This is a genomic window from Turicibacter sp. H121 (assembly GCF_001543345.1).
In the GTDB taxonomy this organism is placed as follows: domain Bacteria; phylum Bacillota_I; class Bacilli_A; order MOL361; family Turicibacteraceae; genus Turicibacter; species Turicibacter bilis.
In genome coordinates, this window is sequence record NZ_CP013476.1 from 2,166,471 (window position 1) to 2,188,884 (window position 22,414).

Annotated in this window: 21 protein-coding genes; 13 read left to right on the top strand and 8 right to left on the bottom strand. The window is 34.8% G+C overall.

Annotated elements, in window-relative coordinates; all coding sequences use genetic code 11:
• The first annotated feature begins 57 nt into the window (after window positions 1-57).
• Window positions 58-375, top strand: a complete 318-nt coding sequence (locus AT726_RS10385; RefSeq protein WP_201023058.1) for an ASCH domain-containing protein — start codon at window positions 58-60, stop codon at window positions 373-375.
• 164 nt (window positions 376-539) lie between these two features.
• Here the strand turns inward: AT726_RS10385 and AT726_RS10390 are convergent, their stop codons facing one another.
• The 5 genes from AT726_RS10390 to sspI form a co-directional block, all read right to left on the bottom strand.
• Window positions 540-1,601, bottom strand: a complete 1,062-nt coding sequence (locus AT726_RS10390; protein WP_055277534.1) for an SPFH domain-containing protein — start codon at window positions 1,599-1,601, stop codon at window positions 540-542.
• A gap of 13 nt (window positions 1,602-1,614) precedes the next feature.
• The gene (locus AT726_RS10395; protein ID WP_055277536.1) at window positions 1,615-2,688 is read right to left on the bottom strand and encodes a hypothetical protein; all 1,074 of its coding nucleotides are present in this window, start codon (window positions 2,686-2,688) and stop codon (window positions 1,615-1,617) included.
• A gap of 67 nt (window positions 2,689-2,755) precedes the next feature.
• The gene (locus AT726_RS10400; protein ID WP_068759531.1) at window positions 2,756-3,481 is read right to left on the bottom strand and encodes a PspA/IM30 family protein; all 726 of its coding nucleotides are present in this window, start codon (window positions 3,479-3,481) and stop codon (window positions 2,756-2,758) included.
• 159 nt (window positions 3,482-3,640) lie between these two features.
• Window positions 3,641-5,761 carry an LTA synthase family protein gene (locus AT726_RS10405; protein ID WP_082704898.1) on the bottom strand — a complete coding sequence of 707 codons (2,121 nt, stop codon included), beginning with the start codon at window positions 5,759-5,761 and terminating at the stop codon, window positions 3,641-3,643.
• A gap of 820 nt (window positions 5,762-6,581) precedes the next feature.
• Window positions 6,582-6,800 (bottom strand): small acid-soluble spore protein SspI, encoded by a 219-nt coding sequence (sspI, locus tag AT726_RS10410; protein ID WP_055243589.1) that lies wholly within the window; start codon window positions 6,798-6,800, stop codon window positions 6,582-6,584.
• Between the two features lie 313 nt (window positions 6,801-7,113).
• On the opposite strand from sspI, the gene AT726_RS10415 reads away from it, so the two are divergent.
• Window positions 7,114-8,760, top strand: a complete 1,647-nt coding sequence (locus AT726_RS10415; protein ID WP_068759532.1) for a putative polysaccharide biosynthesis protein — start codon at window positions 7,114-7,116, stop codon at window positions 8,758-8,760.
• 43 nt (window positions 8,761-8,803) lie between these two features.
• Window positions 8,804-9,205, top strand: coding sequence for a hypothetical protein (locus tag AT726_RS10420; RefSeq protein ID WP_055243585.1), 402 nt, complete (start codon window positions 8,804-8,806; stop codon window positions 9,203-9,205).
• A gap of 27 nt (window positions 9,206-9,232) precedes the next feature.
• On the opposite strand, the gene AT726_RS10425 is transcribed toward AT726_RS10420, so the two are convergent.
• The gene (locus AT726_RS10425; RefSeq protein WP_055276195.1) at window positions 9,233-10,492 is read right to left on the bottom strand and encodes a hypothetical protein; all 1,260 of its coding nucleotides are present in this window, start codon (window positions 10,490-10,492) and stop codon (window positions 9,233-9,235) included.
• A gap of 107 nt (window positions 10,493-10,599) precedes the next feature.
• On the opposite strand from AT726_RS10425, the gene AT726_RS10430 reads away from it, so the two are divergent.
• From AT726_RS10430 to AT726_RS10475, 10 genes are all read left to right on the top strand, one after another.
• Window positions 10,600-11,334 (top strand): pseudouridine synthase, encoded by a 735-nt coding sequence (locus tag AT726_RS10430; protein WP_055276196.1) that lies wholly within the window; start codon window positions 10,600-10,602, stop codon window positions 11,332-11,334.
• Window positions 11,335-11,372: 38 nt separating this feature from the next.
• Window positions 11,373-12,164 (top strand): PHP domain-containing protein, encoded by a 792-nt coding sequence (locus AT726_RS10435; RefSeq protein WP_055276198.1) that lies wholly within the window; start codon window positions 11,373-11,375, stop codon window positions 12,162-12,164.
• Window positions 12,165-12,341: 177 nt separating this feature from the next.
• Window positions 12,342-12,995 carry a tRNA (guanosine(46)-N7)-methyltransferase TrmB gene (gene trmB, locus AT726_RS10440; protein WP_055243581.1) on the top strand — a complete coding sequence of 218 codons (654 nt, stop codon included), beginning with the start codon at window positions 12,342-12,344 and terminating at the stop codon, window positions 12,993-12,995.
• Between the two features lie 20 nt (window positions 12,996-13,015).
• Window positions 13,016-13,531, top strand: coding sequence for a DUF84 family protein (locus AT726_RS10445; RefSeq protein WP_068759533.1), 516 nt, complete (start codon window positions 13,016-13,018; stop codon window positions 13,529-13,531).
• Window positions 13,532-13,596: 65 nt separating this feature from the next.
• On the top strand, window positions 13,597-14,649 hold the full coding sequence (locus AT726_RS10450) for a hypothetical protein (RefSeq protein ID WP_055243579.1): 1,053 nt from the start codon (window positions 13,597-13,599) through the stop codon (window positions 14,647-14,649).
• Window positions 14,650-14,669: 20 nt separating this feature from the next.
• Window positions 14,670-14,984, top strand: coding sequence for a thioredoxin family protein (locus AT726_RS10455; RefSeq protein ID WP_055243578.1), 315 nt, complete (start codon window positions 14,670-14,672; stop codon window positions 14,982-14,984).
• A 120-nt stretch (window positions 14,985-15,104) separates the two neighbouring features.
• Complete coding sequence (locus tag AT726_RS10460; protein ID WP_068759534.1) at window positions 15,105-17,948, top strand: DNA translocase FtsK; 2,844 nt, start codon at window positions 15,105-15,107, stop codon at window positions 17,946-17,948.
• Between the two features lie 128 nt (window positions 17,949-18,076).
• Window positions 18,077-19,390, top strand: a complete 1,314-nt coding sequence (gene murC / locus AT726_RS10465) for a UDP-N-acetylmuramate--L-alanine ligase (protein WP_068759535.1) — start codon at window positions 18,077-18,079, stop codon at window positions 19,388-19,390.
• Window positions 19,391-19,416: 26 nt separating this feature from the next.
• Complete coding sequence (locus AT726_RS10470) at window positions 19,417-19,701, top strand: hypothetical protein (protein ID WP_237252751.1); 285 nt, start codon at window positions 19,417-19,419, stop codon at window positions 19,699-19,701.
• 83 nt (window positions 19,702-19,784) lie between these two features.
• Window positions 19,785-20,324 carry a YtxH domain-containing protein gene (locus tag AT726_RS10475; RefSeq protein WP_068759536.1) on the top strand — a complete coding sequence of 180 codons (540 nt, stop codon included), beginning with the start codon at window positions 19,785-19,787 and terminating at the stop codon, window positions 20,322-20,324.
• Window positions 20,325-20,831: 507 nt separating this feature from the next.
• On the opposite strand, the gene AT726_RS10480 is transcribed toward AT726_RS10475, so the two are convergent.
• Window positions 20,832-21,038, bottom strand: coding sequence for a hypothetical protein (locus AT726_RS10480; RefSeq protein WP_055243574.1), 207 nt, complete (start codon window positions 21,036-21,038; stop codon window positions 20,832-20,834).
• A 103-nt stretch (window positions 21,039-21,141) separates the two neighbouring features.
• Window positions 21,142-22,380: a helix-turn-helix domain-containing protein gene (locus AT726_RS10485; RefSeq protein ID WP_068759537.1), complete on the bottom strand. Its 1,239-nt coding sequence runs from the start codon at window positions 22,378-22,380 to the stop codon at window positions 21,142-21,144.
• Window positions 22,381-22,414: the final 34 nt, after the last annotated feature.

Consider the following 22,414-nt stretch of genomic DNA (forward strand, 5'->3'; position numbering starts at 1 on the left):
TGTTTTCAGAGAGAGATTATATTTAAAGAGAAGGTAAGATGGAATATAGCAGAACAAATGTGGGAAAGGCCTATACAAGACTATCTAAACTATCGAGCATTAACTTATGAAGTTTTTTCATTCGGGAATACGGATATAATGGCAGATGAGTTGGTACAACTTGTGAAGGCGGAGAAGAAGACTGCGACTTCATCTGTTTTTTGTTTTTACGAGATGGAAGGAGCAGCACTTCCACAAGGCGGGAAGTTAAGTATTTTATGTAATAGTAAAAATGAGGCAGAGTGTATTATGCTAACAACTAAAGTTTATACGACTTCATTTAATTTAATTAGTAAAAAACATGCATATAAAGAAGGAGAAGGGAATCAAAGTTGAGGTGATTGGAGGGAGAGTCATCAAGCATTTTTTACTGAAGCCTTAGCAGAATGTAAACAAGTCTTTGATGAAAATATGTTGATTGTGTGTGAAAAATTTAAAGTGATTTGGAAGTAAAAGAAAAAACGTCTTCTATTGTTTTTGAAGACGTTTTTTTAATATGATTAGAACAATTTATGACCACACTCATTACAGAATTTTGCATCTGGTGTTGTTTGGGTCCCGCATTCAGGACAGAATTTATAGCCGGTTGATGGGGGTGGTGATGCTTGGACTTTGGTCCCACACTCAGGGCAGAATTTTACATTTGGGCTTAGTTTGTGTCCACATTGATGACAGGAAAGGGTAGTAGATGGTTGAGCTTGTGATGCTGTTGATGTGTTAGTCATCATAGACGTCATTTGCTTCATCATTTCAACGCCCATAGCCATCCCAGCTCCTGTTTGAGCCATGGATGCCATCGAACTATTTGGATGTTCAGTCATCGACTCAATCATACTCATCTGTTGATAATGTGCGATATCACCGACCATATCGAAGGAAGCTGTTTTCTCAATCATCTTTTGAACGTTCTCTGGATAAGTAAAACTTGAAATTGTGAAATCAGTCACAGTTAGACCTAACTTTAATAATTCCATATCAAGATCACTTTTAATTCCTCGAGCAATATCATAAGCATTTACTTGTAAATTGAATAAGTCTTTTCCTTCTTTTGAAATCCAACGCATTAAAAGTTGATCGAGTTGAGATAAAACGCGCTCTTTTACATCCTCCACAGTAAATTGTTGCTTCACACCTGCTATACGGTCAATTAAAGCAAGATAGTCATTAACTTTAACCGTAAATGTTCCAAAGCTGCGAATAGGTAGTCCACCTTTTAAACTTGGTGTTGGGATATTAATCGCACTTTTAGTTCCCCAGCGAATTAAAAATTCCTTCGTATTCACGAATAAAACTTCTGCTCGAAGTGGACTGTTAAATCCAAACTTAAATCCTTTTAATGTGGTTAAAAAAGGAATGATTTCAGACTCGATTTCATAATTTCCTTCATCTTTAAAGATTCCTTCAATTTTTCCATTATATAAGAAAATAGCATCTTGTCCTGGACGAATAACGAGGCGACTCCCACGCTTAATTTCTTTGTTACGCCAAAGCCAAAAGATGACATCGTCACGAGACTCGTTCCATTCAATGACATTAGCAAATTGATTATTGAATAAACCCATACGTTAACACTCCTTAACTATTAAAATAAACAAAAATGAAGTAGATTGCAATGATTCCTAAAATGATTAAGATAGTGATTTTCACCCAACTATAGGGATAGGTTCCATGAATGCGTCCAGTTTCTCCATTAATAATATATTGATATTGTTTACCTTTGTAATCATAAGTAGCGGTCCAGATGGGAAGAAGGACATGTTTAAAGGTGACATGATCATAATGGGTTTGGACATGAATTCCACTGACAGTATCGTAGTAACGTAGAACTTCTAAACGGGCAGCTTCTTCGAGCTCACGATTTATTTTCTGTTTAGCAAAAGTGAATCCTTCTTGAACACTTAGACTATAACGTTCAGCCATGTAGCCAGAGATATATTCACTTCGATAGGGTTCTACACGATCAGTATTAAAAGGTTCAACTCCACACATAATCGTATCACTATAATGATGAGAAGCATTTACTAAAATATCATCGAAAAATTGATGAAGATGACCACTGACTGGATACCAACGAACTTTCTGAACTTGCTCTTTTTTTCCATTGATTTCACGAGTTTCATAATAATAACGGCCGCCTCTAGCCGTATAGGTACTAGACGTATTTGCATCATATGTCCAATAGGGGACATAGACAGCCTGAAGTTTATCACTTTGATAAAGTAGTTTTAAATCATTTGGAGCTAACCAGCGATATTTGACCCATTTTGATAGTTCCTCCATTGCTTGATGTTTTTCGATTTTGAAGGGAAGAATAGCTTCAGGCTTAATCCCAGCTGATTGTTTCGTTTTTAGAACATGCGAGGATCCGCAATAAGAACAATGCAGCGCCGTAATATGTTTATCAACAACAGTTTCGGCACCACAGCTTTCACAAGTGATGACCTCGACATCTTCATTCCAATTTGATTTTTCTTCGAGAGTACTCACATTAGAAAAGTCATATTCATGAACTTCCCCTTCATGATCAATCGCTACTTCTGTTTCGCAGTACGGACACTTCAAAGCTTGTGATTTTATATCAAACACCATATTTCCCCCACAATTTTCACAGGTGAACACTTGGATATCTTCTTGCTTTTCTTCGCTCATTTTCTCACTCCCTATGGTAAAAAAGTTGTAGCTTAAAAAAACTACAACCGATTATGGCTTTTTAAACTTATTCTTGATTCGTTAAACCCTTTAAAGCTGCTAATTCATGATCAATAGTGGATGAACGATTTCCTTTTAAAGCAGCAAGTTCATCTTCGATAGATGAAGAGGTTTTCGTATCATATTTATTCATTAATGATTCAATATCGTCTTTAGGTACAGCATTTAAGTCGGCGATTGCATTTGCTTCATCTAACATTCGATTTGCTTTTTCTTCCATACGAGTAAAAGCCCCTAAGTTTGATTTTGAACTATGAAGTGAACTTCCAAGTTCATTAATACGTTGCTGCATATTAGCTGTCGCTACTTTTGCTTTAATACTATCACGACGAGCAGTTAGTTCGTTAACTTCACTTACCAGTTTATCGTGCATTTGACGCATTTTTAAAGTATTAGATGAAGCAAGCTGTACTTTTTGTTCAAGTGTGGATTGTTTTTCTGTGAGTGTTGCTTTTTTTGATAAGAAAAGGCGAGCATCGTCATCATTTCCCGCTTCAATGGCACGTTTAGCATAATCTAATAATTTAGCAATTTCTTTATTGCACTCATCCAATTCGCGTTTTGCACGAGCTTCTTCAGCCATAATAGATGCTGTTTCAGCTTTAACTTTTCCTAAGTCATCATTTAAGTTTCGTAAAATTTGATCAACCATTTTAGCAGGGTCTTCACATTTATCTAGAAGGGCATTAATATTCGCAGACATAATATCTGAAAAACGTTTTAAAATAGACACAAAACCACTCCTCGTTCTCATTATCAATAACAGTATATGAGTAAAAGAACGAAAATATTAGGAGAATTCTAATGAATGAATTTCACAAGAAAAAATGTGACTTTAACGGTATCATTTAGGTATAAAAAAATCTCCCCTCAAAGAGGGGAGGCTCTTATTTTATTCTACTTCTTGAACAGGTTGTCCAAGTGCTTCTAAAGCGGCTTGATAACCAGCCATATAACCTTCTTCAAATCCTTGGTCATAAAATTGATTGTTTTCTTCTTCTTGACCCACTTTATATTTTGCAGAAGTACTTAAGACATGGTTAGTGACCGTCACTTGTTGAATCGCAAATCGGTCGTCTTCATTTAAAGTATAATCAGATACCATTAATGTATTAGGGTCGATGTAAGTTGTCTCATGAGCGGTGTCATTGATTTTTACACGACTATATTCAGTAAAGTTTTGACCTTTTACAATGAAATTACCGTCTTCATCGTTATAAACTTCTGAAATCAAAACTTCATTAACCCCCATTTGCATTTTTGTTGGCTCATAAGGATTCACGCCACCATAGATATAGCGTTCACCGTATAGCATGTCATATTGTAATAACTTAAGATTATTTAAGTAATCAGGAGTATCTTTATATTGTTGATGATAGTTAATTAATGTTCCATGATGAATGCCAAGTTGATTTAAGATATGAGCACCTAATTGGTAAGCCTCAATATCAGCATCTTGTTTTTCTAAGCCAAAGTTGTTCCAAATAACATATTCTGTTTCGAAGATGTCACCATTTGATAATTCAGCGTCTTCAATTCCTAATGTCGGCAAGTGATCCCCATACATAACAAGGACAATATCTTCATTTATTAATGATAGGGCTTGGATTAACTCGGCGATAAATTGATCCATTTCATAAATCTCATTTGTAAAGTATTCAAATGAGGTTAAGCGCTCGGTATCATCTAATCCGCTGACTGTGATTTTAGAGTGATTTTCAACTGGAGTCGTTGGATAATCACCATGACCTTGAACCGAAATCGTATAGATATAATCTTGACCTTCTGTTGATTTTAAAGCATCAACGATTGATTTTGTTAAGTATTTATCTTTCGCCCAACCAAGTGGGGTTGTTTCTTCAATGTTCATATATTCGATTGAAGTAAAGGTATCAAACCCTAACATTTTAAATACTTTTTGACGAGTATAGAAGGTTCCTTTGTTGTTATGAATGGCATGTGTTGAATAACCTAAATCCTTTAAGTCATAGTTAATACTTTCAGCCGTTGTTTTACGTAAGATTGTTTTATATGGATATTCTCCAGCACCGAAGAATTCTAGGTTCATTCCTGAGATGACTTCAAACTCTGTGTTTGCTGTTCCGGCTCCAACTGAAGGAACTTTTAAATAACCTGAAGAGAACTGTTCTTTTAATTTTCTGAAGTTTGGAACAGGATCTTCTGAGAATTCTAAGTCGATCATGTGTGTTGGATCAAAGAATGACTCTAATTGAAGCATGATAATATTTGGTGCTTGCTTTTGTGGCACCATACTATTGTCATTACTTGCAACTAAATTTGAATTATCTAATTTAGAAGAATCTTCAGAATTCATTAGCGTTTCCGCTAATTTTTCAATAGTTGCTTGTGTATAGTTTACCGGTCGTTTAATCCCTGTGTTTAATAACGTATTAGTAAAGCAATAAGGGAATCCGTAATCTAAATAAGCAAAAGCGATGTTTCCGAAATAATCAGAAATAATATTTGCTTTTAAGGCACCTTGTGTCAAAAGTACAAAACTAATGATTCCAGCAGCGAAAAGTGGAATGTTTTTTTTGTAGTTAACTTTATTTTTTGATCTTGGTGCTTTAAAGAACGCAATAATAACTCCAATAATCGCAAGAGCAATCCCTACCCCAATTAATCCAATTTGAAACTTAGAGAAGTATTTTTCTAAAATATCAAAGGTTGATGAAATTAATTTTAATTCGTTTGCCGTAAATGGAGTGACACGATTGTTTAAAACGATTCCGTTAGTAATTCCTCCTGCTAACCAAATAAGTGAAATAGTAGTGAAAACAAAGAATTTTCGACGGACCAATAAAATCAGTGAAAAGGTTAGTAAGATTAATAAGACATTATAAGTAAATACCACGGGTGAGTGGATTAAATAATTGAAGGCAGCCACAATCGAGTGACGGCTAAAGATTTCAATTAGAAAGTTAATGACGAACGCCGAGGCGATACATAGAAAATAATAATTATATAAATACTTTTTTATAATTTCTTTCATATTAGACCCCCATAAATAAATACTCTATGAGTTTGAGTGGACTCAAAGAGGTGTTTTTAAAACAATTATTTCCATATCCAATCTTAAAGTAGTCCATCTGACATTTTAACAACGACCGACCATAAAATCAATTAGAAAATTTTAGGAGAAATGAGTACAAGTAATTATTATACAGATTGAAAATAAAAATTCATCTTCTATTTGTGGCTTTTTTAAAATTCATACAAATGTTAAGAGTTAGGCAAAAAAATAAAGAACAATGTAACCGCTTCTTTCGGTGTTTTTATAAGTGGATGTCGTTTTTTGTTAATAAAATGTAAAATTTCTGTTAAGTTTTATATCTTAGCAAGTACAATAAAGATTCATTCTTGACTAAGTGTTCCCGATCGGATTGAAGTTATAATTTTTAAAATAGGTGTATTTATATTAAAGGTAATAACTAAATGATTTTTAAATCAAATTGGAACTTTATAAGTAAGGGGGGAAGAGCTGATAAAGTTAAATGAATCATCCCTTTAACGTTTAATGATAAGATAAAAGTAACAGAGATATAGAAGTAAGATTCTTAGAATCAATAGCCAACAGTATATTATGAAAAACTTAAATAAAGGGAACGTCTAATTTGATAGGTATTTTTTTATTTCGTGACCTCGTTATTGATCATGGAGGGACAGTATATGATAATTTATTCAAAAGGGAGAGGTGAAGTAGGAACTGAATAACTGAGGGAATTTTCTATCCTTATAATATGAGAAAATAAAGTTACTGATAAAAAATGTTAGTAACTAAAAAAAGTAGAGAATCATCTCTACTTTTTAAATTAAAGAGCCTTTGGTTTTAAACATTGAGTAATACGTGAAACCATTGTTTCTTTTTCTGAATCATTGCTTCCATTCCATAAGATTTCAAACATAACTCCTAATCCAGGAAGTGTTTTTTCTTCTCCAGATTCAATCGCATCAATAATCGTTTCACGGATTTCATCATAGTTTGAGTCATCTAAGTTTGCAATAACAGCTTTTCTTAAATCGAAGTTCATGATCATCACCTCATAAAAATTTCTTTCGTTATAGTTTTTCACCATTTTGGAAAACTATACATATTTTTATTATTTGAAATTTTTATAGATGAGCAACATATACTAGTGCAGTAGGTTAAGCTTAAGAGAGACGATTTGAGTGAACTGTTAGAGTAATCTTGAGCATCAGATAGGTCTATATAAATAAATATAGAAAAAACAAGAGAATTTATATCTAATTAAATTTATTTGGAAAGTTTGTAGAGTTATAGTAAAATAATATGGTGAAACCGTGTAAACATGCGGTGTTAAGAAAAGAAAGTAGGTCGAAGATATGGGGAATCGCTTTTTAAAGGGGGCAATGATTTTAAGTATTAGTATGTTTGCCACCAAATTCCTTGGAATTCTTTATGTGATCCCGTTTCAACAATTAGTTGGAACATCAGGGATGGCACTTTATAATTATGCATATACACCATATGCGTTATTTATTAGTTTATCAACTCTTGGAATTCCTGTTGGAATTGCGAAATTTGTCTCGAAATATAATGCAGCAGGAGAGTATGATACTGCTCGGAAAATGTTTAGATATGCGATTTGGTTTATGGTTGGATTAGGTTGTCTAGGATTTTTAACCATGTATAATCTAGCACCATGGTATGCACAAGTTGTTTTAGCTGGACAAAAAGAGTTAGCAAATTCAATTGAAGATGTAACAATGGCTATTCAAACGATTAGTTTTGCCTTGTTAATTATTCCGGTCATGGCTATATTTAGGGGATTCTTCCAAGGAAATCAAAATATGATTCCGACTTCAGTTTCTCAGTTTGTAGAGCAAGTCGTTCGTATTATTTTCATCTTAGCAGGATCTTACTATATTATAAATATTAAAGGTGGAAGTACAAAAGAAGCGGTTGGTTTTTCTGTCTTTTCGGCATTCCTAGCTGGAATTACTGCATTTTTAATTTTATATTATTATTGGATAAAAAATGTGAAGCATTATAATAAGCTTCTTCGAAAATCAGTTCCCCATGAACCGCGAAATTATGGGAATTTATTTACAGAATTAATTTCATATGCGATTCCGTTTGCTATTTTAGGATTGGCCACTAATTTGTTTCAAATCGTCGATCAAACAACGTATAATCACTATATGTTAGTCAGTGGATTAGATGGTGTTATTGTTGAGGATTCATATGGTATGTATGCAGGATCTTTATATAAGATTATTATGATTCCGGTCTCATTTGCTATTTCATTTGGACAGCCATTAATTCCAGAGTTAACACATCATTTAACAACTGGGAATATGAAGTCTGTTCGTAAGAATTTAGTGTTAGCTATTCAGTTAACATGTTTCATTACGGTTCCAGCTGTTGTCGGAATGGCTTTGTTATCAGAGCCGATTTATATTATGTTCTTTAATTCGTCGACACCAGGTTATAATGCAATGGGTGGAGACATCTTTAGATTGGGATCATTATTAGGACTATTCATGGCATTATATAGTATTGTGACAGCTATTTTACAAGGAATTGGTAAGCAATGGTATGGGATTATCTTCTTAGGTGTTTCATTAGTTATTAAATATCTCGGAAATGTATTCTTAATTCCTATTTTCCAAACCGATGGAGCAACAATGGCAACGATGATCGCCTATACGTTCTGTATCACAATGAGTTTAATAGTGATTAAACGTGAAACAGGATTCAAAGTTTCACAATTACTTCGCCGATTAGTTGCAATTTTCGTCTTTACAGGAATCATGGCTTTATTCGTTATTGCTGTGAAGTTTATTCTTGATTTATTCATGGATTATAATGCACGTCATATGTTATCGTATATCTATGTAGCAATCGCGGGATTCATTGGAGTTCTAGCTTATTTTGGATTAGCTTGGTACTTCGATTTAATTACGGCTTTATTTGGAATGAAATTTTCACCAAAACAATTAAAAGAGCGCATACTTCGTCGTCGCTAGGTCATACTAAGCTCAAAAGATAGCTTAGTTTGAAGGTGATGGGATGAAGCGAGCATTAATCTATTTTACACTTGGACTTGGAGTGGCATATTTCCTCTTTGCAGGTGGTATTCGAACCAAAGTTCAATTAACGGATCAAGCACAACAAAATATTACAGTTTTAGCCTCCGCGGCTATGAGAGTCACTGATCACGTCAAATCATGGTTATCTGATTATGCAGAGGATACACAGCCCGTGATGAGCACATTAGAGCCACTTTCTCAAAAAGAATCATTAATTGATTATGATGCCGCTTTAAAAATCGTGTATGAAATTATTGAAGATCTTGATAAAATATTTACACCCGATCAAAAACAAGCGATTGAAAAAGAAGTCAATGAATTGTATAAACAAAATATTCTAAAGGAATACAGAGATCAAATTGGTCCAAGCTATTATGAATAAAAAACCGCTAATGATGGCGGTTTTTTATTATATCGTTGTTTCAGGGCGGAATCCGAGATAACTTTCAACTTTTCGAAGGCGAATATTAATGTTATCCACTTTGTTTTTAACGTCATAAATATCGATGTTTTGATTATTAATTGCTGAATAATTTGGATATGGATTGACAGAAGTTGCTAGCTGATTGCTAGGATAAGACTGAGGTGTTTGAATAGGATCGACAGGTGTTGATTGCAGTGTATCAGTAACTGATGTTGGTGGTGGGGGTGATAGCACAGCTGAATTTGTTGGCATCGTTGGAATATTTGGATTGGTTGAGCCGACTGCATTTGTAGGTGTTAGTGTAGGATTATTAGTCGGTGTCGATGGTGTCACATTTTGAATTTCTTTTTCGGCTTGTGCTCCCGCTCCAGATGCACTTGTTGGCACAGGATTTGGACGGAAGTATTGATTTGATAAGATATTTGTACCTGTTAAGTCTTCAAGAGATGGCGTTAAATCGGGGAGAGTCTGTTGAACAGGCTGAGAAAATGAGAAGTCATTGAATGAAAATTGCCCAGGAAATGAAGTGCTAGGAGACGGTTCAGCTCCGATATTAGAGTTGATGGTATCATTAATTAATGAAGGCATTTGAGGTTGGTTGAAGTTGTTATTATTGTTTGGAAGTTGGTTCGTATTAAGATTATTCATCATCGGTAGTTGATTGGTATTAAAATTATTATAAGGATTGGTATTCATCGGATTAGTCATTTGAGGCGTTTGCTGGAAGTTATTATTCATTATCGTGTATGGGTTCTGATTGTAACTATTATTCATCATTGGAAGTGGATTAGAATTGACGTTGTTGTTCATCATAGAATAAGGAGTATTAGTTGAATTGTTCATCATAGGAGTTTGGTTATAATTATTCTCCATCATTGGATAGGAGTTGGGGTTCAAACTGTTATTCATCATTGGCATTTGATTGGGATTAAGGTTATTATTCATCATTGGTAATTGATTAGGGATAAAGTTGTTGGCTGCCATGGGAACTTGATTTTGATTGAAACCGTTATTTATCATTGAATTAAGTCCTCCTATTGGTATGCCCATTCCATTTTGACCTTGAAATTGAGGGCCTGTACTATTATTAGGTCCCATCATTGGATTCAGGCCTGGTCCATTTTGAGGCATACCATTATATCCTTGCGGAGGGATTTTTGGATTATTTAAAAATTGATTTAAATAAAACTGCTCCATTTCCTCGACAGGCGATCTTGATTTTTGTTTTTTTAGTTTACCAAACATGGGCGAAGCCCTCCTTTCTATTGGTACTATATACTATGAAAGAATTCTCGATTGTGTTATGATATTTTTGTTTAAAAAAGTTTTAGATAAAATTGGAGGAACTAGCGTTGCGTTTAGATAAATTATTAGCTCATACTGGATATGGGACACGTACGGAAGTTAAAAAATTATTAAAATCAAAAGTGGTAAAAGTAGATGGTGTGATTGCTAAAGATGCGAAGCAAAAAGTTGATTTAAGTAAACAAGTTGTTACGGTGTTTGATGAAGTGGTTGAATATCGTGAATTTGTTTATTTAATGATGAATAAACCACAAAATTGTTTAAGTGCGACACGTGATCGTGATTATCGTACAGTGATTGATTTATTAGATGATTATTATTTAATGTTTGATGTGGCACCCGCTGGTCGTTTAGATCGTGATACAGAAGGCTTAGTGTTATTAACGAATGATGGAAAGTTGGCTCATGAAATCATTTCACCGAAAAAAGACGTGTTTAAACGCTATGTTGCACATGTGACAGGTGAGTTAACAGATGCATCAATTAATCAGTTAGAAGCCGGTGTTGAAATTTTAGATGGAAACAATGATGCATTTATGACGAAGCCAGCGAAAGTCAAAGTTTTAGGACCAGTCGATGACCTAACAGCGGTAGAAATCTGTATTACAGAAGGGAAATTCCATCAAGTGAAGCGTATGTTTGCAAGCGTGGGATGTAAAGTCGTTTATTTAAAACGTCTAGCAATTGGAGGCTTAGAGTTAGATGAATCATTAGCGTTAGGCGAGTATCGTGAATTAACGGATAAAGAACTAGATTGTTTAAAAGCTGAGGCGACTCATTAAGAGAAGAAATCTAGCTAAGAGGATGAGGTGAGGTTAGAATGAGAATTGATTTGCATGTTCACACAACCATCTCAGATAGTTCATTAAGTACAAAAGAGATGTTATTACTGGCGAAAGAGCGTGGGTTAACACATGTGGCGATTACGAATCATGATACGGTTGTTGGATTAAAAGAAGCAATCGAGTTTGGGAAAGCGATTGGCGTTGAAGTGATTCCGGGAATTGAGATTAGTGCGTATGATTTTAAGCGTCAGAAAAAAGCTCACATTTTAGGTTATCATTTTAATTTAGAAGCCCCACATATTAAAGCCTTAGTTGATCCTGTTAACGCTCGTCGAGATGCTAATACAAAGTGGCAAGTGGAACAATTGATTAAGGCGGGATATAATTTAACGATGGATGAGGTCGCTCAAAAAGCGAAAGATTCGACGGCGTGGTACAAGCAACATATTTTTGATGTCTTAACGAGTAAGGGATATCATCGCCAAGAGTTGAAACCACTATTTCAAAAAGGTGGGATTTGTGATCGTGTGATTACATACGTTAATGCCGAAGAGGCAGTAAAAGCCATTAAAGCAGATGGTGGAGTGGCCGTTATGGCACATCCTGGACAATCCAAAACGTATGATTTAATTCCGGATTTAGTGGCTGTCGGATTGGATGGCATCGAAAAATATCACCCAGATCACGATGAGCATGATTATGAGAAGATTGATCAATTAACGAAGGAGTATCAATTAATTCAGACAACAGGATCAGATTTTCATCATACGTATGGACCAAACCGTCCGTTTGGTCAGCTAGTGATGGAGACTTTACCGTTTAAATAAACCTAAAAGCCACCTTACCTAAGGTGGTCTTCTTTATGTTTAAAGGCTTGCTAGACCAAGGAACGTTCACAATTTGAAAAAGTTATGATACAATAGCAGTCGTGTAAAAAAATCAAAATTTAGTAAAATTCGTCGATAATTTCGACTTAGACATATGAGAAAGGCAACGGTGATAGTATGCGTTTAAGAAAAGTAAAAGGTGCCGCTGAGACAATTGCAGCTCATCCGGAAATCGTTATTCCAAATGGAGAAGCCTTAAAAGGAAACTGGCAATCAGTCTTTGAAAAAGATCAACCTTTATATATTGAAGTTGGAATGGGAAAAGGGCAATTCGTTATTGGAATGGCACAAAAAAATCCCCATTTAAACTTCATCGGGATTGAAAAATTTGACTCTGTTATGGTTCGTGCATTAGAAAAAGTACTTGAAGCAGGAGAACTTCCAAATTTAAAGCTATTAAAAATTGATGCAGAAGATTTAACTAATATTTTTGAAGAAAATGAAGTGGAAGGTGTTTACTTAAACTTCTCAGATCCATGGCCGAAACCACGTCATGCGAAACGTCGTTTAACACATGAAAACTTTTTAAAGTTATATGAACATATTACCATTCCAGAAGGATATCTTCGATTCAAAACAGATAATCGTTTATTGTTTGAATATTCATTAGTCAGTGTAACAGAGTATGGAATGGGGTTAAGAGATGTAGCGTTAGATTTACATCAACGTGAAGATTTAGATTGGAATGTTATGACAGAGTATGAGCAAAAGTTCAGTGCTAAAGGGCAACCAATTTATCGTTTAGAAGCTCAATTCAAAGCAAAAGCTTAATCAAAAAAGGGGAATGATTTATGAAGGTAATTGTTGGTTCAACGAATCAAGTAAAAGTGACTGCTGTTAAAGAAGTTTTAGAACCAATAGGACAAGAGATCATGGGAACTAATGTTCCTAGTGGTGTCTCTAATCAACCTTTTAGTGACGCAGAAACAGTCGCTGGGGCGAGTAATCGAGCAGAAGCTTGTTTAAAGTTTGGTCAGATTGGGATCGGATTAGAAGCTGGTGTGGAGTATTTAAATGAACAGTTATATCTTGTTAATTGGGGTGTATTAAAAACTCAAGACGGTCAAACCTTTTATGCAGGTGGGACACGTCTGCCATTGCCTACTGAGTTAATTGCTCCTCTTGAATCCGGAGCCGAACTTGGCGATGTTATTGATGGCTATTCAAAACGTCAAAATGTCTGTTCAAACGAAGGTGCAATTGGAATTTTGACAGCAGACTTCTTTAATCGCAAAGACAATTTCAGTCATATTGTTCGCTTATTATGGGGACAATACACATATGCTCAGCAGTGCTGTCGAAAATAAAAATTTGGTTAGAATCGTCTCCTATGATATAATATGATTGTATCATGCTATAAGGGGGCGATTTTTTGTCGAAACAGAAGAGAGATATGACAGTGAATACAACAGAAGAAACGAAAACGACATCAAACCAAATAAAGCAACAATTTATTAACTTAACGAAATCATCAAAACGTAAATTACAAGCATTAAATTTGAAAAATAAATTGAAAATTCATGCGATTAAACATAAATTGACTCAAACGAAAATGGAACCATCAACCTATGAAGCACCAATGATGATGGAAGCTAAACCTTCTCAATTACGATTCCTAAATCGTGCGACAACGATTTTTAGTGGAGTGGTCATCGTTGGATTAAGTGCTGGGTTACTTTATATGGCTAGACCAGTTGTGACAGCAGACACGTTTCATGCTAAGATGGACGATAGCATCGAAGCAGCCTTTGCATATCAAGGAAGTGAAGTCAATATAAAAAATGGAACAGTTGCCTATCATATTCCACGACAATTCCAATATAAATGGTCCATTGGAGTAAATGATATTATCAAGTATAAAAATAATGAGGTTATTATGCATTATAATAATCAATATAATGTCATTGGACAAGATACCGATACCTATTATTTACTTCGTGATGAAAATAAAGCAGCAGGTGAAGAAGTTTTTTATAAGAACTTTAATATTGATGGACAAAATGGCTTTGTTCAGTTAGTGCAAATGCCTGAGAAATATTTATTAACCGTCTTTGTTGATGGAGCAAAGCTATCAGCCATCATAGACTATGAAGAAGCACCGTATTTAGCTTATAATATGTTAGTTGTTGGACGTACGGTTGAGTCATATGAACCATTAACAACAGAAACGCAAGTGGCTGCAAAAGGAGCTTTACGCTCTACTGACGAGTCTTCAAATTCAGAAGCGGCTGAAGCTGCCGTGACAAGTGTAAAAGATACATCAGCTGGTGTAGCAGCACAATCAGATGAAGAAACGACTGAGTCCACAGATTCAGATGGGGTTGTTGATGGAGAATTGTCAACGATGGAAAATGAACAAGTGATTCAATTTGATTTCAGTAGTGATAAGCGTAGTGAAGTTTCACAAGCTGAAAGTGAAGAATAAATCAAGGGAGGTTTTTTAACGTGAACGAAATTACAAGTGTTGAACAATATCATGAAGTGATTATGAATGAAAATGCGATTATTTTATTTACAGCTAATTGGTGTCCAGATTGTATGGTCATTAAACCATTCATGCCAAGTATCGTAGAAAAGTATAATCAGTATAATTTTTATACGATTAACCGTGATCAGTTGATGGATTTATGTGTTGAGTTAGAGATTTTCGGAATTCCAAGTTTTGTTGCTTTTAAAGGTGGACAAGAAGTTGGGCGCTTCGTTAATAAAGAACGTAAAACACGTCAACAAATTGAAGAATTCATTGAATCATTAGCGTAATGAGAGATAAGGAAAAATCGCCATGAAAATCGTGGCGATTTTTTTTAACCTTCTTGTGAAAGAAGAACCTTTTCATGTATAATTAAGAGTAAACATTTGGGTAATTTAGGGTGTGACAGTATGAAAAAACGTAAAATTTTTGATATTGAGAAAGTGGGCTTTGGGGATGAAGTGACAGTTTCACCAGCACCAAAGCCAATCTCAAAAAATGAATCAAAGGTAATGATTCAACCTACCGTAAAACCTATTGTAAAATCGGTAGTCGATCGTCCTCAGGCTATTTTAAGTCCAGAGGTGAACGTGAAAAAAGAAAGACATATTTCAACTAGTACTCAACCTAATTCGTCTCGAATGAATACTTCTTCATCATCCAAAGCTTCAGGTTATAAACCTGTTGAATTCGTGTCACCGATTAGTGGACGTCGTATTCATCAACCAAAGACGGTACACTTAGCACACGGTCAATATCAACTTTCAACAGCATCTATGGTTGAAGAAAACAAAGATAAGCCTTTGGTTGAAGAGGTACAAATTGAGACTCATCTAAGGGATGAGGGAAGTGAAGTTGTCTCAGTTCTCAATGATGAATTACATGAGCTTTTCGAATCTGAAGACGAAGCTCAAGTTTGTCCCAGTTTTACAACTGCGAACGATGCTATTGAACTGGAAAAAGACGAAACAACAATTGATCGACCATTATCAGATGAAACAGAAGATATCATCGTTGTAAATAATGAGAAAGAGATTGTTGAAGAAGTACCAATGGAAGATGTGGATGCACCAGTCACTCATGAAATAAAAGATGGTTTATTGAGTGATATCGCTAGTGAAGTTAAAGAGTTAGCTGAAACCATCGTTGAAACAATTAATAAAGCACAAGGTGTGTTAGACGTTTCAGAACGAGACGAAGTAGATGAGGTGACTCCACTAACTGAAGAAGCTATCGATGAGATGAAAGAAGAAATCACATCGTTAGAAGAAATCACAGAAGAAGTTATCATTGAATCTGAGGAGGGAACTATCGCCTCAGAAGTGAATGACGATGAAGCATTAGAAAAAGTAGCAGAAGTAGTTGCTGTTGAATCTGACGACGAAATCATAGGTTCAGAAGCGAATGAAGATGAAGTGTTAGTCGAAGAGAGCGACGGCGAGATTGCTAAATCTGTGGCATCCATAGCTCAATCTTCTCAAGAGTTAGAGTTAGATGATGTTTTATCTTTATTAAATGAGGAAGAAAAAGCACCTTCGATTTTTGAGGCGTTGTTATCTGAAGATGAAGCTCATCAGGAACAAGTAAGTGATTTAGGAATTGATGATGTCTTAACTCTTCTACAAGAAGAGGAAAAACAAACCTCACTGCTTAATCAAATTTTGAATCATTCTCAAGAGCAAGCCTCTCTTGAAGAGACATTAAGTGATGAAATAGAAGATGAGATGTTCACGGAAGAGGATGAATCCGAATTCTTTGATGATGAAAACTTCTGTGATGAAGTGTTAGAACAAGTTCGAATAGAAGAAGAGGAAGTTGAAGCGATTTATTATGAAACACCACCTTTATCATTATTAAAAGAGCCAACTCATTCAGAAACAATAGATGAAGAGTGGATTGTTAATAAAATGGAAATTTTAGAACAGACATTCCTTGATTTTGGAGTGAAAGTTCGATTAACAGGAGAGTATACCCAAGGTCCAACGGTTACTCAAATTGAAATTCAGCCTGAATCTGGAACGAAGCTAAATAAAATAACAGGCCTTTCAGATGATTTAAAATTAAGTCTATCAGTTGAGGAATTACGTATTGAACCTATTCCAGGAAAAAATACCATTGGTGTAGAAATACCGAATCCTAAACGTAAGATGGTCTTTCTAAAGGAAATCTTATCAAAACCTGAGTTTATCTTACATGAAAGTCCGCTTTGTATTGGTCTGGGTCAAGATGTATCTGGACAACCTGTTTATGCGGATATCTCAACGATGCCTCATGGACTCATTGCAGGGCAAACCGGATCAGGGAAAAGTGTCTGCATCAATACACTATTAGTCAGTATGCTATATAAAGCAAGTCCAGAAGATGTTCGCGTGATGCTAGTTGATCCAAAACGTGTCGAATTAGCACCGTATAACGCTATTCCTCATTTAATTACGCCTGTGATTTGTGATGAACGCAAAGCAGCTCAAGGTTTAAAGTGGGCCGTTGATGAGATGGAGCGTCGTTATGAACTATTTGCCACAAATGGAGTACGAGACATTAAATCATTTAATGAAAGACGACACGAATTTGAAATGAGTTATGCGAAGCTTCCATATATTTTAATTGTTATTGATGAGTTGGCAGACCTGATGATGGTATCAGCACAAGAAGTCGAAGACTGTATTATGCGAATTACGCAAAAGGCACGTGCGGCGGGAATTCATTTAATTGTTGCGACGCAACGTCCAACGGTAGATGTGATTACCGGAACGATTAAATCCAATATTCCAAGCCGAATTGCTTTTGCAGTTGCTCAAGCAAATGATTCACGTGTCATTTTAGATGAAACTGGGGCACAAAATCTTCTTGGTCAAGGTGACATGCTTTGGTCTTCAAGTGGCTCAAAAGTGAAACGTGTTCAAGGTGCTTATATTTCAAGTGATGAAATTGATGCTATCGTTGCTTGTGTGAAACAACAAGGGAAACCAAAGTATTTAATTTCAGATGAAGTGTTCCAAAAGGGAAGCTCAAGTATTCAATCGGATACGGATCCTTTATTGTATGATGCCATGAATTTTATTTTTGATCGTGGTCATGCAACAGTATCTTCTCTTCAAACACGATTACGCATTGGTTTCAATCGTGCAGCTCGTATTATTGATACATTAGAAATGAACGGCTGGATTGGTGAACCACAAGGTGCACAAAAACAACGCGAAATTAAGATTTCTCGTGAAGAATTTGAAGCCATGAAAGATCAAACACGATTTTAATAGTTAAATGCCTTTAAAAGAAACCGCCTTTTGTGTCTGATAATGACTCAAAGGCGGTTTCCAAATAGGCGATAAATGATATAATAGTAAAGAAATAATCTTTAGTACGAGATAGGAGACGGTTTAGAATGAGTGAAAAATATCATCTCATTGGAATAAAAGGTTCAGGAATGAGTGCATTGGCACATATTTTATATGATATGGGGCATGAAGTTCAAGGTTCAGATATTGAGGAAACTTTATTTACCCAAATCGGATTAGAAGCTAAAGGAATGACTTTATATCCATTTGGAAAATCTAATATTGAACCTGATATGACAGTAATTATTGGAAATGCCTTTAAAGATGATCACGTTGAGGTGATTCAGGCAAAACAAACAGGTGCAAAATGTGTTCGCTATCATGAATTTTTAGGAAGTTTAGCAGGTGGATTTACTTCAATCGCTATCTCAGGAACACATGGAAAAACAACAACAACAGGATTATTATCTCATGTTTTACGTTTAAATCATCCGACGTCATATTTAATCGGTGATGGAACAGGTAAAGGTGTCGAAAATAGTGAATATTTCGTATTCGAAGCCTGTGAATATCAACGTCATTTCTTAGCGTATCATCCTGATTATGCGATTATCACAAATATTGAACATGATCATCCAGATTACTTCAAAGATATTGATGATGTCTTAGATGCTTTCAATACGTTTGTGAGTCAGTGTAAAAAAATGGTGATTGCTTGTGGAGATGATCCAGAAGTTAAAAAGTTAAAAGCTTCAACTAAAATCATGACCTATGGTTTTGAGACTTCAAATCAAGTGATTGCTACAAATGTGTTAAAAAATTCAGAAGGAACAACGTTTGATGTTTTAATTAATGGAGAGTTCTATCATACATTTGTAACACCATTCTTTGGAGATCATATGATTTTAAATAGCTTAGCTGTTATTACTGTTTGCTATCTAGAAGGATTAAATCCATCAATCGTTGAAAAAGATTTACGATTATTTGAAGGGGTAAAACGACGTTTTGCTCAAAAAGCTCATCATGAACAAGTCATCATTGATGATTATGCGCACCATCCAACTGAAATTTCAGTGACATTAAAAGCGGTTCGTCAAAAATACCCAGATCGTGAATTAGTAGCCGTTTTCCAACCGCATACGTTCACTCGTACAGCAGCTTTTATCAATGAGTTTGCTGAAAGTTTAAACTTAGCAGATCATATTTATTTAACAGAAATTTTTGGTTCAGCTCGTGAATCAAATGGAACCGTTGATATTCAAACGTTAATTGATAAATGTCATAGTGGACATTTAATTACGAAGGAAACGGTGAATCAGTTACATCAATATCCAACAGCTGTCGTTGTTTTTATGGGAGCTGGGGATATTAAAAAATATGAAGATGCTTATACACGCTTACCTTGGAACACAGAAGCTTAGGATGAAGGTTGAAAGGATAGGGAAAGATGCTTATATTAACAAATGGTATAACATTAACATTTACATTATCGGATTTATTAATTCTAACAGCAATTGCATGTTTAATCGTTTTAACGATTTATTTAGTCTTCACCTTAAAATCATTGATTCGTTTATTAAATGAGTCAGCGACATTAGTGAATGAGAGTTCAAAAATTGTTGAAGATGTTCAAGAAAAAACAAAAGCAGTAGAAGACTATGTCACACAAGCCGTATCAAATGGTCAAGGGATTTTTAAAGCTATTTCTTTAGTCAATCGTGTACGACAATAAATGAGGTATAATTTATTTTGACGTCTCATAGAATACGTTGAAATGGGTAACATATATTTTGTAGGAAGAAAGGTGGTTTTTTTATGAAAAAAAGAAATGTATTTGTTTTAGGTGCTCTTCTTGGAGCTGCAGCAGTTGCATTATTAACACCAAAATCAGGTAAAGAAATGCAAAAAGAATTATTGCAAAAAGTAGATGACGTTCAAACAAAAATTAAAGATTTAGAAGTTGAAGATGTAAAAGAGGCCTTTGTTGCTAAATTAGATGAAATCAAAGAGGTAGTTAATAACTTCGACTGGGAATTATCTAAAGCTGATCTTGAAGTAAAGGTCAACGATGTGAAAGCAAAATTAAATGAGATGGTTCAACGTTTAGATGAAGCGAAAGAAACATTAAAAGATCAAGCAGAATTAGTTCAAGATGATTTAGAGGAAAACTTTACAATTGTCATTGATGCCGTAAAAGATAATGCAAAAGATCTTGTGAATGGCGTTAAAACGGCTGTTTCAAGCGTTTCTGATGATGCTAAAGTCGTTGCGTCAAGTGTAGCAGAAGAAGTTAAAAATGTAGCAACTGATGTTGTTGATATTGCAACAAAAACAGAAGAAAATCAAGGTGAATAATTAAAAAAGGTTGTATTCTAAATGACGAGAGGTCATGAAGATACAACCTTTTTTATGTAATTAATTGTTATTTGGATATTTTCTGGTCGCAGAGCATTTGGGGTTATAGGGGAATTTTCTCAGAATTTCTCTGGAATTGTAGGTTTTAGAACAATAGTTAGCGGAATAGTGTGTATTTAAAGTCTAAAAACAATTGAATAATTCTAAAATTCGAGATCGCATAATGGGGATTTCACTATTGCATGATTAACGATAGGACTGCAGTTTATCTATCATCTTATCGGTTGGGTATTAAGTTTTTATATTAGCGTAAATCTATGACTGATAATAGGTACGCTCATCTTAGGGATTGTTGTTAAGGTTTTCTCGATAGCAGCGGGAGTTTTATTTTTACATTGATCGCTAGGTTATATTGCGCTAATTAAAAAGGATTATTTCGTCAGTTTAATAAAAAAAGAGCTGTATCTTTTTAGATACAACTCTTTTTTCGAAGTCCAAACGATTGAGTTAGTAACAATAACAAATCGTGTAAGTGGTTAATAGATATTGAGGGATCAGACTAACTTTACACGGCTTAATAAGTGGCGCTAATTCATACGCGAATGTTACCACTTCTTTCATTGATGGATGATAATGAATGAAGTCCTCAATGTCTGGATCATAGATTCCCCACGCTTCATGGGAATAGCTATACTGAATGTATAATTCTTTCATTATATCCCTCACTTTCAAGGAGAACATTTCTTGTAAGAGGTAGATTAATTATATAACAGGCAGAAAGTTTATTTTGTCGTTTTTACCAAAAGTTTTTAAAAGTTTATGAAGTCTCATAGAGCTCTGATAAGATATGAATTGCTTCCTTATATTTGTGCCGCGCTTGGCAAATCTGAAATAAACTTTTTGAAAAAAGTTCTAATCCTAGACGGTCGTGTTGTTTTTTTGCAAAAGGAATTGCTTCTTTAATTAGAAAAATTCGTAATACATCAGAATTAGGATGATGGACTAAGTAGTAATAAAATTGACACTTTAGATAATTTTGACGATTAAAATCCACTTCTTTTTGCTGAAGTTGAGTTAATAATCGCTTTAATTTAGGTGTCTGTGAAGAATGATAATAAAGTTTGATGAGTGATAAAATCGTTTCAGATGGGACATGATGCTCAAGTAGGGCTTGCAAGTACATTTTTTCAGCTAAAATATAGTCCTCGATAGCAACATAATAATCGCCATAGCAGTTAAATAAAGTCGCACGCTGATGATAGGGGTCTGAGTGATTAAGTTTAGTACATAAACGTTCAAGAAGAGAATTAGCTTTTGGTAAAAGTCCTGTTTTGGTATACTCATAGCAGAGTAATAGCTCGCAGTCGATTGTATATTTTAGCGAGTAATATTCATTAAATTTAGATAATGCTTCAACGGCAAGATGACCTGCTTTGAAGGAGTCATTAGATAAAGAATAATACTCAGCTAATGATAGAAGTAATAGTGGATCTGAGAGAGTGATTGTATTAGCTATTTCGTAAGAGAGATGATAGTAATTTTTAGCTAAGAGTCCTTCATTGAATGCCATATAGTAACGGCCTAAAAAAAGATAATAAAACTGAAGTTCTTCGAGTGACATATATGTCATCATTTTCTGTAATATTAATATTTGCTTTTGGGCTTGTACATAGTCTTTATTTAGTACTGAAGATGCAAACTTAATTAAGCGTGCTTGATAATGAAAGGAAGTGTTTAAATTCTGCTGGTGTAGTGCTATCAAATCATGTTGATAAACCTTAATTCGAATGGGGTCTAACCAATTAGTTAGCTGTAAACTAGGAACCTCAATGATGTTTAGTTTTTCATAAAGTTTAGATAGAAGTAAGGGTGTCGCTTTATGATTACCAGTTTCAATTTTTGAAAGGGTAGACGTATTACAAATATGTTCAGCGAGTTCACTTAAGGTTAAGTTAAGGTGAAGTCGTTTATCCCTAATAATGGCCCCGGGATGAAGCGGGGGAGAAAAAGAGAGTCGTGAATAGGTCAGGTTTTTCGCATACTCGTATTGTTTCATAGTCCACCTCTTTAACTTTTCGCTCTGTTAGACC